The sequence below is a fragment of the Enterobacter cloacae complex sp. SHL021 genome (genome assembly GCF_049237765.1).
GTDB classification, from domain to species: domain Bacteria; phylum Pseudomonadota; class Gammaproteobacteria; order Enterobacterales; family Enterobacteriaceae; genus Enterobacter; species Enterobacter cloacae.
Window position 1 is genome coordinate 20,847 of the sequence record NZ_JBMKJG010000017.1, and the last position, 15,832, is coordinate 36,678.

The 15,832-nt window shown below is 55.5% G+C and carries 14 protein-coding genes; 9 read left to right on the plus strand and 5 right to left on the minus strand.

The window, feature by feature from the left end; genetic code table 11:
• Positions 1–20: 20 nt before the first annotated feature.
• The 3 genes from metF to metB all read right to left on the minus strand — a co-directional run bounded on the left by metF (position 21) and on the right by metB (position 4,729).
• Complete coding sequence (gene metF / locus ACOTZF_RS17080; RefSeq protein WP_013099307.1) at positions 21–908, minus strand: methylenetetrahydrofolate reductase; 888 nt, start codon at positions 906–908, stop codon at positions 21–23.
• 225 nt (positions 909–1,133) lie between these two features.
• Positions 1,134–3,566, minus strand: coding sequence for a bifunctional aspartate kinase/homoserine dehydrogenase II (locus tag ACOTZF_RS17085; RefSeq protein ID WP_029882892.1), 2,433 nt, complete (start codon positions 3,564–3,566; stop codon positions 1,134–1,136).
• Between the two features lie 2 nt (positions 3,567–3,568).
• Entirely contained in the window at positions 3,569–4,729 is a 1,161-nt protein-coding gene (gene metB / locus ACOTZF_RS17090; RefSeq protein ID WP_013099309.1) for a cystathionine gamma-synthase, read from the minus strand.
• Positions 4,730–5,005: 276 nt separating this feature from the next.
• On the opposite strand from metB, the gene metJ reads away from it, so the two are divergent.
• Complete coding sequence (gene metJ / locus ACOTZF_RS17095; RefSeq protein ID WP_003862042.1) at positions 5,006–5,323, plus strand: met regulon transcriptional regulator MetJ; 318 nt, start codon at positions 5,006–5,008, stop codon at positions 5,321–5,323.
• A 48-nt stretch (positions 5,324–5,371) separates the two neighbouring features.
• Here metJ and rpmE read toward each other — a convergent pair whose 3' ends face one another.
• A complete protein-coding gene (gene rpmE, locus ACOTZF_RS17100) occupies positions 5,372–5,584 on the minus strand; it encodes a 50S ribosomal protein L31 (protein WP_003862040.1) in 213 nt (70 codons plus the stop codon).
• A gap of 200 nt (positions 5,585–5,784) precedes the next feature.
• Between rpmE and priA the strand changes: the two genes are divergently transcribed.
• The 7 genes from priA to rraA all read left to right on the plus strand — a co-directional run bounded on the left by priA (position 5,785) and on the right by rraA (position 13,752).
• Positions 5,785–7,980, plus strand: coding sequence for a primosomal protein N' (gene priA, locus ACOTZF_RS17105; RefSeq protein WP_058651857.1), 2,196 nt, complete (start codon positions 5,785–5,787; stop codon positions 7,978–7,980).
• 119 nt (positions 7,981–8,099) lie between these two features.
• The gene (gene cytR, locus ACOTZF_RS17110) at positions 8,100–9,125 is read left to right on the plus strand and encodes a DNA-binding transcriptional regulator CytR (RefSeq protein WP_013099311.1); all 1,026 of its coding nucleotides are present in this window, start codon (positions 8,100–8,102) and stop codon (positions 9,123–9,125) included.
• A 93-nt stretch (positions 9,126–9,218) separates the two neighbouring features.
• Entirely contained in the window at positions 9,219–10,220 is a 1,002-nt protein-coding gene (gene ftsN, locus ACOTZF_RS17115) for a cell division protein FtsN (RefSeq protein WP_028028089.1), read from the plus strand.
• Between the two features lie 94 nt (positions 10,221–10,314).
• Positions 10,315–10,845: an ATP-dependent protease subunit HslV gene (gene hslV, locus ACOTZF_RS17120; protein ID WP_008501802.1), complete on the plus strand. Its 531-nt coding sequence runs from the start codon at positions 10,315–10,317 to the stop codon at positions 10,843–10,845.
• Positions 10,846–10,854: 9 nt separating this feature from the next.
• A complete protein-coding gene (gene hslU, locus ACOTZF_RS17125) occupies positions 10,855–12,186 on the plus strand; it encodes an HslU--HslV peptidase ATPase subunit (protein ID WP_013099313.1) in 1,332 nt (443 codons plus the stop codon).
• A 67-nt stretch (positions 12,187–12,253) separates the two neighbouring features.
• A complete protein-coding gene (menA, locus tag ACOTZF_RS17130; protein ID WP_013099314.1) occupies positions 12,254–13,174 on the plus strand; it encodes a 1,4-dihydroxy-2-naphthoate polyprenyltransferase in 921 nt (306 codons plus the stop codon).
• Positions 13,175–13,266: 92 nt separating this feature from the next.
• On the plus strand, positions 13,267–13,752 hold the full coding sequence (gene rraA, locus ACOTZF_RS17135) for a ribonuclease E activity regulator RraA (protein WP_013099315.1): 486 nt from the start codon (positions 13,267–13,269) through the stop codon (positions 13,750–13,752).
• A 583-nt stretch (positions 13,753–14,335) separates the two neighbouring features.
• On the opposite strand, the gene zapB is transcribed toward rraA, so the two are convergent.
• Positions 14,336–14,575, minus strand: a complete 240-nt coding sequence (gene zapB, locus ACOTZF_RS17140; protein WP_013099316.1) for a septal ring assembly protein ZapB — start codon at positions 14,573–14,575, stop codon at positions 14,336–14,338.
• 398 nt (positions 14,576–14,973) lie between these two features.
• Here zapB and ACOTZF_RS17145 point away from each other — a divergent pair, with 398 nt between their 5' ends.
• Positions 14,974–15,819: an MIP/aquaporin family protein gene (locus ACOTZF_RS17145; RefSeq protein ID WP_013099317.1), complete on the plus strand. Its 846-nt coding sequence runs from the start codon at positions 14,974–14,976 to the stop codon at positions 15,817–15,819.
• The last annotated feature ends 13 nt before the right edge of the window (positions 15,820–15,832 follow it).

The window sequence follows — 15,832 nt, forward strand, 5'->3', positions numbered from 1 at the left end:
TCAGGAGGGCTTGATGTTTATTACGCCGGGCGAACACCGAGCGTATGACAAATGGCGTAGCTCATTTCCGCGCGGTTCAGCGTGTAGAAGTGGAAATCTTTTACCCCTTCCCGACTTAAAATTTTCACCATGTCCATTGCGATATTGGCACCTACCAGCTTGCGCGTTTCCGGATCATCGTCCAGCCCTTCGTACATTTTGGACATCCACAGCGGAATGCGTACGTTGGTCATATCGGCAAATTTCTTCGCCTGTTTGAAGTTAGAGACCGGCAGAATACCCGGGATGATTTCCACGTCGATACCCGCAGAAACGCAGCGGTCGCGGAAGCGCAGGTAGCTTTCCACATCAAAGAAGAACTGAGTAATGGCCCGGTTCGCACCGGCATCCACTTTACGCTTCAGGTTAAGGAGGTCGGCCTGAGCGCTTTTCGCTTCCGGATGCACTTCCGGGTACGCCGCCACGGAGATATCAAAATCGGCAACGTCTTTCAGCAGCGCGACCAGATCCGCCGCATACATTTCCGGCTTACCGCTACCCGGCGGCAGGTCGCCGCGCAGGGCGACGATATGACGAATCCCGTTATTCCAGTAATCCTGGGCGATAGCACGCAGCTCGTCACCGGTGGCGTCGATACAGGTCAGATGCGGCGCCGCTTCCAGACCGGTTCTGTCTTTAATGCCTTTAATAATGCTGTGCGTACGGTCACGCTCGCCGGAGTTCGCGCCGTAGGTCACGGAGACAAATTTCGGTTTCAGGCTGCTCAGGCGATCGATAGAGCTCCAGAGGGTTTGCTCCATTTCACTGGTGCGCGGCGGGAAAAATTCAAAAGAGACGTTAATCTGGCCGTTTACTTCGGCCAAGCTCTGATTCAGGGCTTCCCGCTGGTTGGCGTGAAAAAAGCTCATACCTTACCTCTATCTTTCGCGTGTCGTTGTTTGTTGTGTTGTGAACTTCTATACGTTTAGACGTCCAGATGTAAAAATGACGGAAAAGCGGGGTGACGTCAACAGAAATAATCAACAATAACGGTGAGGAATGCTCAGGGAAGATGAAGGAAATTCAAGATGGGGTGAGTGCGGTCTGATGCCCTCACCCTAACCCTCTCCCACCGGGAGAGGGAAATACAGGGGTTACAGTAGCTTAGCGAGACGATTGATGTCCGACTGGATCGCCCCGGCGGTGACATCGCGCCCTGCACCCGGGCCACGGATCACCAGTGGGTTATCGCGGTACCAGCGGCTTTCGATTGCAAAGACGTTATCGCAAGGCAGCAGCGCCGCCAGCGGATGTTCAGGACGCACCGCCTCAACCCCCACACGCGCTTTACCGTTGGCCTCGAAACGCGCCACATAGCGCAGCACCAGCCCCATCTCGTTTGCGGCTTCCAGACGTTGCAGCATCTGCTCGTTCAGTTCATCACCGTTTTCAAAGAAGTGATCAATGGATCCTTCCTCGCAGCCTGCCGGCACCAGCGACTCGACGCGAACAGCGCCGGGTTCAATGTCATAACCGGCTTCACGCGCCAGGATCACCAGCTTACGCATCACATCTTTACCGGAAAGATCGACGCGGGGATCGGGTTCGGTTAGCCCCTGCTGCCACGCCTGATCCACCAGGTCAGTGAACGGTACGGTGCCATCAAACTGCAGGAACAGCCAGGAGAGCGTACCGGAGAAAATACCGCTCAGCGCCAGAATGCTGTCGCCGCTTTCAATCAGATCGCGCACGGTATGGTTAACCGGCAGACCCGCGCCTACGGTGGCGTTATAGAGCCAGTGACGACCGGTTTTTTCGAACGCATCGTGGATCTGACGGTACTTATCGGTGCTGCTTGCCCCCGCCAGTTTATTCGCACTGATGACGTGGAAACCGTGGCTGGCGAAATCAAGATACTGATCGGCAAGCTGTTCGCTGGCAGTAACGTCCAGCACCACCAGATCGTCATACGGGTGCGCGCGCATCCACAGGAACAGCGCCTCTTCGTCTTGTTCAACCGCTTCATCATTAAAGAAGGCAAGCGCGCGGCTGGCATCCAGCCCCTCGTAGTTCAACAGACTGCGGCGGCTGTCCACCACCCCGGCGAGGATAAATTCAAAGCCGGTACGTGCTGAGAGCGTGACCTGCTCGCGCGCGAACAGCTCCAGCCAGCGAGAACCGATGTTGCCTTTACCGAACAACACCAGACCGATACGTTTTTCCGCACGGAACAGAGAGGTATGCAGACCCTGAATCAGGCTCTCAGTTGGTCCTTTACGCAGGACGGCAACGAGGCTGATGCCCTCTTCCGACTGCCAGGTAAATTCAACCGGTTGCCCTTTCAGCTGTTGCCAGAAGCGGTGGCAGTGCAGTGGGTTACGGGTGACGCCCGCGCCCACCATCGCCACCAGCGCTAGCCCCTGACGCAGACGAAGCTCGCCCGGCAGGCCCGCTTCATCCAGAATTTTTAGCGCGCTGTCCGCCACTTCGGCGGTGTAGCAGAACTGCAGCAGTTGACGGTCGTTATGTACGCCAACCGCCAGCGGACGCACCTGAGCACGTTTGAGGATCGTGTCGATATCTTTATGCGCCAGTTTGAAGTCCTGGCCCGCCGGGACCTGGAACTCAATCAGGCAGATGTCGTCGTGGCTGGTGACAATACGCGCCCCCGTACCGGATGCCAGCACGCGTTCGATGCGCGTGGAGCCCTGATCCGGGGTGTAACTGCAGCGTAACTGCAGATCGATATCGCTACCGGAAACCGGCTGCAGCGTACGCGCATGCAGAACCGGCGCGGCCAGACGTGCCAGCTCGCTGGCTTCATCCAGGCGCAGCAGCGGCAGCAGGCAGGCGTCTTTCACCTTACGTGGATCAGCACTGTAAACACCGGCGACGTCACTCCAGATGGTGACGCGGGACACGCCCGCCAGGGCACCGATTTGCGTCGCCGAGTAGTCAGAGCCGTTACGCCCCAACAGCACGGTTTCCCCGGCATTGCTGCGGCTGATAAAGCCGGTCACCACAATGCGTTTACCCGGATGCTGTACCAGCAACTGTTGCAGCAGCGGGTAGGATAGACCTTCGTCCACCTGTGGCTGTGCGGCGCGTTCGGCACGCAGGAAATCACGCGCGTCGAGCCAGGCAGCCTCAACGCCCAGATGTTGCAGCACGGCGGCCATCAGGCGCGCAGACCACACTTCACCGTGACCCACCACTTCGGCGTACACCGCATCGGTAATACCGCTGTCCAGCAGGGCGGCCAGACGCTCAAGGTCATGCGTAAAAGCGCTAATCAGCCCATCCGCCACGTCTGCGGGCAGCAAACCGGCAATCAGCTCGCTCTGGTAACGGCGTAAGGACTGTTGCACCTGATGCGCAGAGAGGCGATCGGTCTGGCTCAATTTCAGCCAGCTAATCAGCTGGTTGGTGGTGCTGCCCGCCGCGGAGACAACCATCATGTCACCCGGCTGTGAATACTCTGTCATGATCCCTGCAACGCGCAGGTAACACTTCACATCAGCAAGACTACTACCACCAAACTTGTGCAGTTGACGACCCTTCGCCCCTGCCTGCGCTATCACACTCATGATTACCCCTTGGCTGCGACCCGGAAGCCATTTTCCAGATCGGCAATTAAATCTTCAGAATCTTCAATACCGGTTGAGATCCGCAGCAGCGTCTCAGAAATCCCGGCGGCGGCACGTGCCTCTGGTGCCATACCTGCGTGCGTCATGGTTGCGGCGTGGGAGATCAAACTTTCAACCCCACCTAACGATTCCGCCAGCGTAAACAATGACAGCCCGCTCAGGAAGCGACGCAGCGTTTGCTCGTCACCGTCCAGTTCAAAACTTAACATCGCGCCAAACCCTTTCTGCTGACGCGCGGCAATCTCGTGCCCCTGGTTTTCAGGCAGCGACGGGTGATAAAGCTTCTTCACCAGCGGCTGCGTTTTCAGGAAATCGACAATCGCCTGGGCATTGCGCTGTGCCACCTCCATACGCGGCGACAGCGTGCGAATCCCGCGTAACAGCAGATAGCTGTCGAAGGCCCCGGCGGTGACGCCAATGTTATTGGCCCACCATGCCAGTTCGGTGACAACGTCGGGATCTTTTGCAATCACCACGCCTGCGACGACATCAGAATGACCGTTCAGATATTTAGTGCATGAATGCAATACCAGATCTGCACCCAGCGCCAGTGGGTTCTGAAGGGCCGGACTGAGGAACGTATTATCCACTACACTTATCGCTCCCGCATCCCTTGTGAGCTGACAAATTTTCGCAATATCGACAACGCGCAACAATGGATTGCTTGGACTTTCCACCAGCACCAGCTTCGGCTTCTCTGCCAGCGCCTGTTTCAGCGCCTGTTCGTCATTTTGATCGACAAACAACACCCGGTAACAGCCGCGTTTTGCCAGGCTATCAAACAGACGATAGCTGCCGCCGTAACAGTCGTGCGGCGCAACCAGCAGATCGCCCGGCTTCAGGAACACGGTAGTCACCAGATGAATGGCAGACATGCCGGTATTGGTTAATACTGCCCCTGCGCCACCTTCCAGTTCCGCCAGCGCGCGCTGGGTAACATCACGCGTAGGGTTGCCACGACGCGAGTAGTCATGCGCACGGGGTTCATTAAATCCGGTGAAATTATAGGTACTGGAAAGATGAATCGGCGGGACAACACAGCCGTACTGCTCGTCATCATTCAATCCGCTACGCACTGCGATGGTGGCCTGTTTACGCGTCATGGTGAAGGCTTCCTGGCTAATTAGGTGAAAAGTCAGGCACCAGAGTAAACATTGAAAGTATGGACGTCAATACATCTGGACATCTAAACTTCTTTGCGTATAGATTGAGCAATGCGCAAATAGCCGTTAAAATTATATGCTTTAGTGCACGCTGCAGCGGCAATATCCGTGCCACGGTATCGTCTCTACGGTAAACTACGCAGGTTTACGGTTCAAAACCGACGGTTACAGGTTTTGCACCTTTAGATTAATGACTGAGAGGATTAAAGGTATCTCATGGCTGAATGGAGCGGCGAATATATCAGCCCATACGCTGAGCACGGTAAGAAGAGTGAGCAAGTAAAGAAAATTACGGTTTCCATTCCTCTGAAGGTGTTGAAGATCCTCACCGATGAACGTACGCGTCGTCAGGTGAACAACCTGCGCCACGCAACCAACAGCGAACTGCTGTGCGAAGCGTTTCTGCATGCGTTTACCGGCCAACCGTTGCCGAACGATGACGACCTGCGCAAAGAGCGTAGCGACGAAATCCCGGAAGAGGCGAAGGTGATCATGCGTGAACTGGGTATCGACCCGGAGACGTGGGAATACTGATAAGCGGATACAAAAAAGGCACCTTGCGGTGCCTTTTTTTCGGGAAACTTATTTAGCGCCCGGGATGCTGAAACGCTTGTTGAAGCGGTCAACACGGCCACCGGTTGCAACGTCACGCTGCTTACCAGTGTAGAACGGGTGGCATTTGCCGCACACGTCCAGGTTCAGATCGTGACCCACGGTAGAGCGGATCTGGATAGAGTTACCGCAAGAGCAGTTTGCAGTAATCATTTCGTATTTCGGGTGAATATCTTTTTTCATGGGAGAACCTCAGTTAAGGCCGCGTCGCTCTTCCAGCCCTAACGCCAGACACCACGCGATGTTGAATGTAAGTTCTTTGGCGTAAAGTACACCAAAGGCGGCGAATCATACAGAATTTGACCAACGTATGCAAACTGATCCGCACGCCGCTTTCACTAATGTGTATACTAACGCGCCACTTTTCAAGTCAGGAAGATTCGATGCCCGTCGCTCACGTTGCCCTGCCCGTTCCGCTTCCCCGCACGTTTGACTATCTGCTGCCCGACAGCATGAGCGTTAAAGCGGGCTGTCGCGTGACCGTGCCCTTTGGCAAACAGCAGCGCGTAGGGATCGTCGTCTCCGTCAGCGACAAGAGCGAATTGCCGCTTAACGAACTGAAATCGGTCGTTGAGGTGCTCGACAGCGAGCCCGTTTACTCCACCAGCACCTGGCGACTGCTACTATGGGCGGCGGATTATTATCATCATCCGATTGGCGATGTTCTGTTCCACGCTTTACCGATTATGCTGCGCCAGGGCAAAAGCGCCAGCCACGCGCCAATGTGGTACTGGTTTGCGACCGAACAGGGCCAGGCGGTGGACATTAACAGCCTGAAGCGCTCCCAGAAACAACAGCAGGCGCTGGCCGCCCTGCGTCAGGGGAAAATCTGGCGCCATCAGGTCGATGAGATGGAAGTCAGCGAAACCGCGCTCCAGGCACTACGAAAAAAAGGGCTGAGCGAACTGGCAAGCGAGGCTCCGGCCCTGTATGACTGGCGGGAGCGATTTTCCGTCTCGGGCGATCGCCTGCGCCTGAACACCGAGCAGGCCACCGCCGTGGGGGCGATCCACAGTGCCTCCGGCCATTTCTCCGCCTGGCTACTGGCCGGGGTCACCGGTTCCGGCAAGACAGAAGTCTATCTCAGTGTGCTGGAAAACGTGCTCGCGCAGGGCAAACAGGCGCTGGTGATGGTGCCGGAAATTGGCCTGACGCCGCAAACCATCGCCCGCTTTCGCGAGCGGTTTAATGCGCCGGTTGAGGTGCTGCACTCTGGCCTGAATGACAGCGAACGCCTCAGCGCCTGGCTGAAAGCGAAAAACGGCGAAGCGGCGATCGTGATTGGTACCCGTTCATCACTGTTTACACCGTTCAAAAATCTTGGCGTCATCGTCATTGATGAAGAACATGACAGCTCTTATAAGCAGCAGGAAGGCTGGCGGTATCACGCCCGCGATCTGGCCGTCTATCGCGCGCACAGCGAGCAAATCCCCATTATTCTGGGCTCTGCTACCCCGGCGCTCGAAACGCTGCATAATGTTCGTCAGCGTAAATACCATATGCTGCGCCTGACGCGTCGCGCGGGGAATGCGCGTCCGGCCATTCAACACGTGCTGGACCTGAAAGGTCAGCAGGTGCAGGCGGGGTTAGCACCTGTCCTTATCACCCGGATGCGTCAGCATTTGCAGGCGGGCAATCAGGTTATTTTGTTCCTCAACAGACGCGGCTTTGCCCCGGCACTGCTGTGTCACGACTGCGGCTGGATCGCAGAATGCCCGCGCTGCGACCACTACTACACCTTCCATCAGGCCCAGCGCCATTTGCGCTGCCACCACTGCGACAGCCAGCGCCCGGTGCCGCGTCAGTGTCCGTCATGCGGGTCAACGCACATCGTGCCGGTCGGTCTGGGCACTGAACAACTGGAACAGGCCCTGGAGCCGTTCTTCCCGGATGTGCCCATTTCCCGAATCGACAGGGACACCACCAGCCGTAAAGGGGCGCTGGAACAGCAGCTGGCAGAAGTGCATCGCGGTGGCGCGCGCATCCTGATTGGCACCCAGATGCTGGCCAAAGGTCATCACTTCCCGGACGTGACGCTGGTTGCCCTGCTGGATGTCGATGGCGCACTGTTCTCTGCCGATTTCCGCTCAGCCGAGCGTTTTGCCCAGCTTTATACCCAGGTGGCCGGACGCGCGGGACGCGCCGGGAAACAGGGCGAAGTGGTACTACAAACGCACCATCCTGAGCATCCGTTGCTGCAAACCCTGCTGCACAAAGGCTATGACGCCTTTGCCGAGCAGGCGCTGGCTGAACGCCAGACCATGCAGCTTCCCCCGTGGACCAGCCACGTGATCATCCGCGCGGAAGATCATAACAACCAGCAGGCGCCGCTTTTCCTGCAGCAGTTGAGAAACCTTCTGCAGGCCAGCCCGCTGGTCGATAATCAATTGTGGATTTTAGGGCCGGTTCCGGCGCTGGCCCCCAAGCGCGGCGGACGTTTTCGCTGGCAGATTTTGCTCCAGCACCCTTCGCGCATCCGTTTACAGCACATCGTCAGCGGCACGCTGGCCTTGATCAACACCCTGCCAGAAGCGCGCAAAGTGAAGTGGGTGCTTGACGTTGATCCCATCGAAGGCTGAAGCCGGATCGAAAAATTTAACGTCCCTCACACTTTTTATGAAAATTCTGTAACCGATTCCATTAACTATCTGTAAAAATGGTGGCGTCAGAAGTTCGGTGTTCAGGCGAGGAGAAGACGTTGAAGTCCAGGAAAGAGGTTGCCACGGCGACCATGAAAGACGTTGCCCAGAAAGCACAAGTCTCTACGGCAACCGTGTCCCGCGCATTAATGAACCCGGATAAAGTCTCTCAGGCGACCCGCAACCGGGTAGAACAGGCCGCGCTGGAAGTGGGGTATTTCCCACAGGCGATGGGGCGTAACGTTAAACGTAATGAGTCGCGGACCATCCTGGTGATTGTGCCGGACATCTGCGATCCCTTCTTCAGCGAAATTATTCGCGGCATCGAAGTGACCGCTGCGGAGCAAGGGTATCTGGTGCTCATTGGCGACTGCGCGCACCAGAATCAGCAGGAAAAAACCTTTATCGACCTCATTATCACCAAGCAGATCGACGGCATGCTGCTGCTTGGTTCGCGCCTGCCGTTTGATGCCAGCATTGAAGAGCAGCGCAATTTACCGCCAATGGTGATGGCCAACGAGTTTGCGCCGGAGCTGGAACTGCCAACGGTGCATATTGATAACCTGACCGCCGCGTTCAACGCCGTTAATTACCTGCAGGAGCTGGGGCATAAACGGATTGGCTGCATTGCCGGGCCAGAAGAGATGCCGCTGTGTCACTATCGCCTGCAGGGCTATGTTCAGGCGCTTCGCCGAACCGGCGTGACGGTTGATCCGCACTACATTGCGCGCGGTAATTTTTCCTTCGAAGCCGGTGGTCAGGCGCTGGAAAAACTACTGGCGTTGCCTGAGCCGCCTACCGCAGTGTTCTGCCACAGCGACGTGATGGCGCTTGGGGCATTATCGTATGCGAAACGCCGCGGCCTGCGCATACCGAAAGATTTGTCGATTATCGGTTTCGATAATATTTCGCTTTCAGAATTTTGCGATCCCCCGCTCTCAACCGTTTCGCAGCCACGCTACGACATTGGCCGTGAAGCGATGCTTCTTTTGCTCGATCAGTTGCAGGGTCAAACAGTTAGCAGCGGATCGAGGTTGCTGGACTGCGAACTGATTATTCGTGGTTCTACCCAGGCATTGACTTAAAGTAAATGTCTTTAGGACACCCTTATCTGGTCAAAGCCCCGCCGCTTAAGTAACATGGCGGACTGACGAACGAATAAATACAGCGAAACGATAGTGGCACAACGAGATTATGTACGTCGCGGCCAGCCGGCACCTTCGCGACGCAAAAAGAGTAGCGCAAAGAAAAAGCAACGTAACCTGCCTGCTGTCTCGCCAGCAATGGTCGCTATTGCTGCGGCGGTACTGGTGGCCTTCATCGGCGGCCTGTACTTTATCACGCACCATAAAAAAGAAGAGGCTGAGGCCCTTCAGGGCAACAAAGTGGTTGGAAATGGTCTGCCACCGAAGCCTGAAGAGCGCTGGCGCTATATTAAAGAGCTGGAAAGCCGTCAGCCTGGCGTGCGTGCGCCGACCGAGCCATCCGCCGGTGGCGAGGTGAAAAATGCCGATCAGCTAACGGACGAACAGCGTCAGTTGCTGGCACAGATGCAGGCCGATATGCGCCAGCAGCCTACGCAGCTGAATGAAGTGCCGTGGAATGAACAAACGCCGGCGCAGCGTCAGCAAACGCTGCAACTGCAGCGCCAGCGTCAGGCACAGATTCAGCAGCAACAACAACAGCAGCAGTGGACGCAAAACCAGCCGGTACAGCAACCTAAAGCGCAGCCGCGCGTGACGGAACAGCCGTACCAGCAGCCGCAAACACGAACGGCGCAGTCTCAGCCTGCTCAGCAGCCAAAGGCCCAGACGCAGAAGCAAACGGCTCAACCGTATCAGGATCTGCTGCAGACGCCTGCGCATACCACCGCGCAGCAGCCGAAAACACAGCAGGCCGCACCGGTCACCAAAGAGACCGAGGCACCGAAGCAGACGGCTGAGAAGAAAGACGAACGCCGCTGGATGGTGCAGTGCGGCTCGTTCAAAGGCGCCGAGCAGGCCGAAACGGTCCGCGCTCAGCTGGCATTTGAAGGATTTGACTCGCGCATTACCACCAATAACGGCTGGAATCGCGTGGTGATTGGCCCGGTCAAAGGCAAAGAAAATGCCGATGGCACCATTTCTCGTTTGAAAGTCGCCGGTCACACAAACTGCATCCGACTTGCTTCCGGGGGTTGAAACCCCCAAATTCCCCCCCATCTATCTTTCTATTCAGCCCTGAGCACAGGCTCAGGGCTTCTGTTTCCCGATTCTGTAACCAGGGGGTCTGCTCGTGACAACAATAGTAAGTGTACGCCGTAACGGCCACGTGGTAATCGCCGGTGATGGCCAGGCCACGCTGGGTAATACCGTAATGAAAGGCAACGTGAAAAAAGTCCGTCGTTTATACAACGACAAAGTGATCGCCGGTTTTGCAGGCGGCACGGCTGATGCTTTCACGCTGTTTGAACTGTTTGAACGTAAACTGGAAATGCACCAGGGTCATCTGGTGAAAGCCGCCGTTGAGCTGGCGAAAGACTGGCGAACCGACCGCATGCTGCGCAAACTCGAAGCGCTGCTGGCCGTGGCCGATGAAACCGCATCGCTGATCATCACCGGTAACGGTGACGTCATTCAGCCGGAAAACGACCTGATTGCCATCGGCTCTGGCGGCCCTTATGCCCAGGCTGCGGCTCGCGCACTGTTGGAGAATACCGACATGAATGCGCGTGATATCGCTGTGAAGGCGTTGGATATTGCGGGTGATATCTGCATCTATACCAACCACAACCACACCATCGAAGAATTGACCTCTAAAGCGTAAGGATCTCCCATGTCTGAAATGACCCCACGCGAAATTGTCAGCGAACTGGACAAACATATTATCGGCCAGGATAACGCCAAGCGTTCCGTGGCTATTGCTCTGCGTAACCGCTGGCGCCGCATGCAGCTCGACGAAGAGCTGCGCCATGAAGTGACGCCAAAAAACATTCTGATGATCGGCCCAACCGGTGTCGGTAAAACCGAAATCGCGCGCCGTCTGGCGAAACTGGCTAACGCGCCGTTCATCAAAGTTGAAGCCACTAAATTCACCGAAGTGGGCTATGTAGGTAAAGAAGTTGACTCGATCATCCGCGATCTGACCGACTCGGCAATCAAGATGGTTCGCGTTCAGGCGATCGAGAAAAACCGCTATCGCGCGGAAGAGATGGCTGAAGAGCGCATTCTTGACGTGCTGATCCCGCCGGCGAAAAACAACTGGGGCCAGGCTGAACAGCAGGCTGAACCGTCTGCGGCACGTCAGGCATTCCGCAAAAAGTTGCGCGAAGGCCAGCTGGATGACAAAGAGATTGAGATCGATCTCGCCGCCGCGCCAATGGGTGTGGAAATCATGGCACCTCCTGGCATGGAGGAGATGACCAGCCAGCTGCAGTCCATGTTCCAGAACCTGGGCGGTCAGAAACAGAAAGCGCGTAAGCTGAAAATCAAAGATGCGATGAAGCTGCTGATTGAAGAAGAAGCAGCAAAGCTGGTGAACCCGGAAGAGCTGAAGCAGGATGCGATCGACGCGGTTGAGCAGCACGGTATCGTGTTTATCGACGAAATCGATAAGATCTGTAAGCGCGGTAACGCGTCCGGCCCGGATGTCTCCCGTGAAGGCGTGCAGCGCGACCTGCTGCCGCTGGTAGAAGGTTGCACCGTCTCCACCAAGCACGGCATGGTCAAAACGGACCACATCCTGTTTATCGCGTCCGGTGCGTTCCAGATTGCCAGCCCGTCTGACCTGATCCCGGAACTGCAGGGCCGTCTGCCTATCCGCGTTGAGCTGCAGGCGCTGACCACTGAAGATTTCGAACGTATCCTGACCGAGCCAAACGCGTCTGTGACCGTACAGTACAAAGCGCTGATGGCGACCGAAGGCGTGAACATTGAGTTCACCGAAGACGGTATCAAACGCATCGCCCAGGCGGCCTGGCAGGTCAACGAAACTACCGAGAACATCGGTGCGCGTCGTCTGCACACGGTGCTGGAACGCCTGATGGAAGATATCTCTTATGATGCGAGCGACCTGAACGGTCAAACCATTACCATTGACGCAGAATATGTGGGTAAACACCTGGATGCGTTAGTGGCAGATGAAGATCTGAGCCGTTTTATCCTATAATCGCGGTTACTGCATTCTCATCACATTTAATGGGGGCTAATGCCCCCATTTTTTTGGCTTAATAACTATGACTGATATCAGCCGTACTCAGGCGTGGCTCGAAAGTCTACGCCCTAAAACCCTTCCTCTGGCCTTTGCCGCGATTATCGTCGGTACCGTCCTTGCCTGGTGGCAGGGGTATTTCAATCCGCTGGTTGCCGTGCTGGCGCTGGTCACAGCCGGTTTGTTGCAGATCCTCTCTAATCTCGCCAACGACTACGGCGATGCGGTTAAGGGTAGCGATAAGCCTGACCGTATCGGCCCTCTGCGCGGGATGCAGAAAGGGGTGATTACGCAGGCACAGATGAAGCGCGCGTTGATTATCACCGTGGTACTGATTTGTTTATCCGGCCTGGCGCTGGTGACGGTCGCCTCGAAAACCACCAGTGATTTCATTGGTTTTCTGGTGCTGGGCCTGCTCGCTATTATCGCCGCCATTACCTATACCGTCGGCACGCGCCCTTACGGTTATATCGGCCTGGGTGATATTTCCGTGCTGGTATTTTTTGGCTGGCTGAGCGTGATGGGCAGCTGGTACTTACAGGCGCATACGCTTATCCCTGCCCTGTTCCTGCCCGCCACCGCCTGCGGTCTGCTGGCAACGGCGGTACTTAACATCAACAATCTGCGCGATATCGACAGCGACCGTGAGAACGGCAAAAACACGCTGGCCGTGCGTCTGGGGCCGGTTAACGCGCGTCGCTATCATGCCTGCCTGCTAATGGGCGCCCTGCTCTGCCTCGCACTGTTCAACCTGATCTCGCTGCATAGTCTCTGGGGCTGGCTGTTTGTGCTCGCCGCGCCGCTGCTGATTAAACAGGCCCGCTTTGTGATGCGTGAGCTCAGCCCGGCAGCCATGCCACCGATGCTTGAGCGCACGGTAAAAGGCGCATTGCTCACTAACCTGTTGTTCGTGATAGGGATTGTCCTGAGCCAGACGCTGAGTTAACTGACAAATATCAATTAACAATTGATGATTTTGCCAACAACGCATTTCGCACGATATACTGAACACATTCGCAGCAACAGAGCGTTAAACCTATGAAATACGATACCTCCGAGCTTTGTGACATCTACCAGGAAGATGTCAACGTCGTTGAACCGCTGTTCTCCAACTTTGGTGGACGGTCTTCGTTTGGCGGACAAATCATCACGGTGAAATGTTTCGAGGATAACGGGTTGCTGTACGATCTGCTCGAACAGAACGGTCGTGGTCGCGTGCTGCTGGTTGATGGCGGCGGCTCCGTACGTCGTGCATTGATTGACGCAGAACTGGCCGGAATTGCCGTGCAAAATGAATGGGAAGGCATTGTGGTCTACGGTTCAGTCCGCCAGGTGGACGATCTGGAAGACCTCGATATCGGCATTCAGGCGATTGCTGCCATTCCGGTAGGCGCCGCAGGTGAAGGCATTGGTGAAAGCGATATCCGCGTCAATTTCGGCGGCGTGACCTTCTTCTCCGGCGACCATCTCTATGCCGATAACACCGGCATTATCCTCTCCGAAGATCCGCTGGATATTGAGTAGTAAACAGTAAGCGAGCGCCATAAAAAAACCGCCAACAGCAATGTGGCGGTTTTTTTGTCCCTCGGGATTCGCGGTCCGTTGGGAAGGCTTGCAGGCTAATACCAAGGATCTTCATCATACTCTCGTCCAAACCTTGGGCAACCCCTCAGAAGCTTTATAAAATCCTAATTGTTTATGAATACCTTAACACCACGGTTGCTGCTTATTATGATGCAGCGTCCCTTTCCGCCATCTCGCAAATGGGCATCGGTCCAGGGAAAGGTGTATTCACAACCGTAAAACAGGCTAATACCAGGGCTTGTGTCCACCGACTTATCACCGGTGGTGAACGGTGGAGCGGTTAGCTGCAGGGACCGCATAATGAAACGCTATTTATGTATCGCGTTCATTGTCGCCAGCGTACTCGTTGTGAAGAGTGATGAACCCAATGTGTTCTTTGCTTTTGCTACGACAGCGCAGGACAAGTAGCGTTAAGGCCGCCTTGGGCGGCCTTTTTTATGGTTATTACCCATTCGCGATAACCATAAAAAAGCCGGGTGGCGGCTTCGCCTTACCCGGCCTACTCAGTTCAATCCCAGGGGAATTAAACCTCTTCCATACGCCCCAGCAGTGCCTGCAGACGTTCCTGCCAGCCGTTCTGCTGTTCACGCAGCTGGTTGTTTTCGCGCTCCAGTTCTTCACGGCCGTGCTGAGCTGTTTGCACTTCTTGCGCCAGGCTGTTGTTCTTTTCTTTCAGCTCTTCAATTTCCATCTGCAGCAGCGTGATGGTGTCAATCGCCTGCTGTACTTTCGATTCCAGTTTCTCAAACACTTCTAAAGACATGATCCTACCTCTCCTGAATTGCAAGGCGACGCTTTAACGTAAACGCGCACAACATCTATGCCGATTGTATGAAGCCCCGTCGCCCCTGTCCAGCGACACACCGCGCAGATCGTGGTTTGCAACACTTTTCGGCCTCGTCCTGGTGCGTTCGCGGCAATTACCCCTAAGTTGTTAACTCATTAGTTAATGAAATGATTCAGCTCACACTCTCGCGCTGATGCAAAAATGCGCTTTATGGCGCGTAAACGCTCATTTTATTGACACAGACCACACATTTTGATTTCGATATTTCTCGTTTTTGCTCGTTAACGATAAATTAACACTATGTCTACAGGACATCATGGCTGTCACGGGCGGCCATGCTAACAATAAACATCAATCTCTTCAGGATTCCGATTATGAGTCAGACATCAACCTTAAAAGGCCAGTGCATTGCCGAGTTCCTTGGTACCGGGTTGTTGATATTCTTCGGAGTGGGCTGTGTTGCTGCACTGAAAGTGGCGGGTGCCAGTTTTGGTCAGTGGGAAATCAGTATTATCTGGGGTCTGGGTGTGGCAATGGCCATCTACCTGACTGCAGGGGTTTCTGGCGCACATCTTAACCCGGCGGTGACCATCGCACTGTGGCTGTTCGCGTGCTTCGACGGACGCAAAGTTGTTCCTTTCATTATTTCTCAATTTGCCGGCGCGTTTTGCGCAGCGGCGTTAGTTTACGGGCTTTATTACAATCTTTTCATCGACTTCGAACAGACGCATCATATGGTGCGCGGCAGCGTCGAAAGTCTGGATCTGGCAGGTATCTTCTCAACGTATCCAAACCCGCATATCAATTTTGTGCAGGCGTTCGCAGTTGAAATGGTGATTACCGCTATTCTGATGGGCGTTATCCTGGCGCTGACCGACGACGGAAACGGCATTCCGCGCGGCCCGCTGGCACCTCTGCTGATTGGCCTGCTGATTGCGGTGATCGGCGCATCCATGGGCCCGCTGACCGGCTTCGCGATGAACCCGGCGCGTGATATCGGACCAAAAGCGTTCGCCTTTATCGCTGGCTGGGGCGACGTGGCCTTCACCGGTGGCAAAGACATTCCTTACTTCCTGGTTCCGCTGTTTGCGCCGGTTGTCGGGGCTGCGCTGGGTGCGTTTAGCTATCGCAAATTAATTGGTCGCCACTTACCGTGCGACACCTGTGTGGACGAGGAGAAAGAGACGACTTCTACCGCACAACAAAAAGCTTCGCTGTAATCTGACTACGGGA

Excerpts from the sequence above, each read along its gene's own strand:
- rraA (WP_013099315.1), top strand. The coding sequence starts at position 13,267 with ATGAAATACGATACCTCCGAGCTTTGTGACATCTACCAGGAAGATGTC.
- metJ (WP_003862042.1), top strand. The coding sequence starts at position 5,006 with ATGGCTGAATGGAGCGGCGAATATATCAGCCCATACGCTGAGCACGGT.
- zapB (WP_013099316.1), bottom strand. The coding sequence starts at position 14,575 with ATGTCTTTAGAAGTGTTTGAGAAACTGGAATCGAAAGTACAGCAGGCG.
- rpmE (WP_003862040.1), bottom strand. The coding sequence starts at position 5,584 with ATGAAAAAAGATATTCACCCGAAATACGAAATGATTACTGCAAACTGC.
- hslU (WP_013099313.1), top strand. The coding sequence starts at position 10,855 with ATGTCTGAAATGACCCCACGCGAAATTGTCAGCGAACTGGACAAACAT.
- ACOTZF_RS17145 (WP_013099317.1), top strand. The coding sequence starts at position 14,974 with ATGAGTCAGACATCAACCTTAAAAGGCCAGTGCATTGCCGAGTTCCTT.
- ACOTZF_RS17085 (WP_029882892.1), bottom strand. The coding sequence starts at position 3,566 with ATGAGTGTGATAGCGCAGGCAGGGGCGAAGGGTCGTCAACTGCACAAG.
- metF (WP_013099307.1), bottom strand. The coding sequence starts at position 908 with ATGAGCTTTTTTCACGCCAACCAGCGGGAAGCCCTGAATCAGAGCTTG.
- metB (WP_013099309.1), bottom strand. The coding sequence starts at position 4,729 with ATGACGCGTAAACAGGCCACCATCGCAGTGCGTAGCGGATTGAATGAT.
- menA (WP_013099314.1), top strand. The coding sequence starts at position 12,254 with ATGACTGATATCAGCCGTACTCAGGCGTGGCTCGAAAGTCTACGCCCT.
- priA (WP_058651857.1), top strand. The coding sequence starts at position 5,785 with ATGCCCGTCGCTCACGTTGCCCTGCCCGTTCCGCTTCCCCGCACGTTT.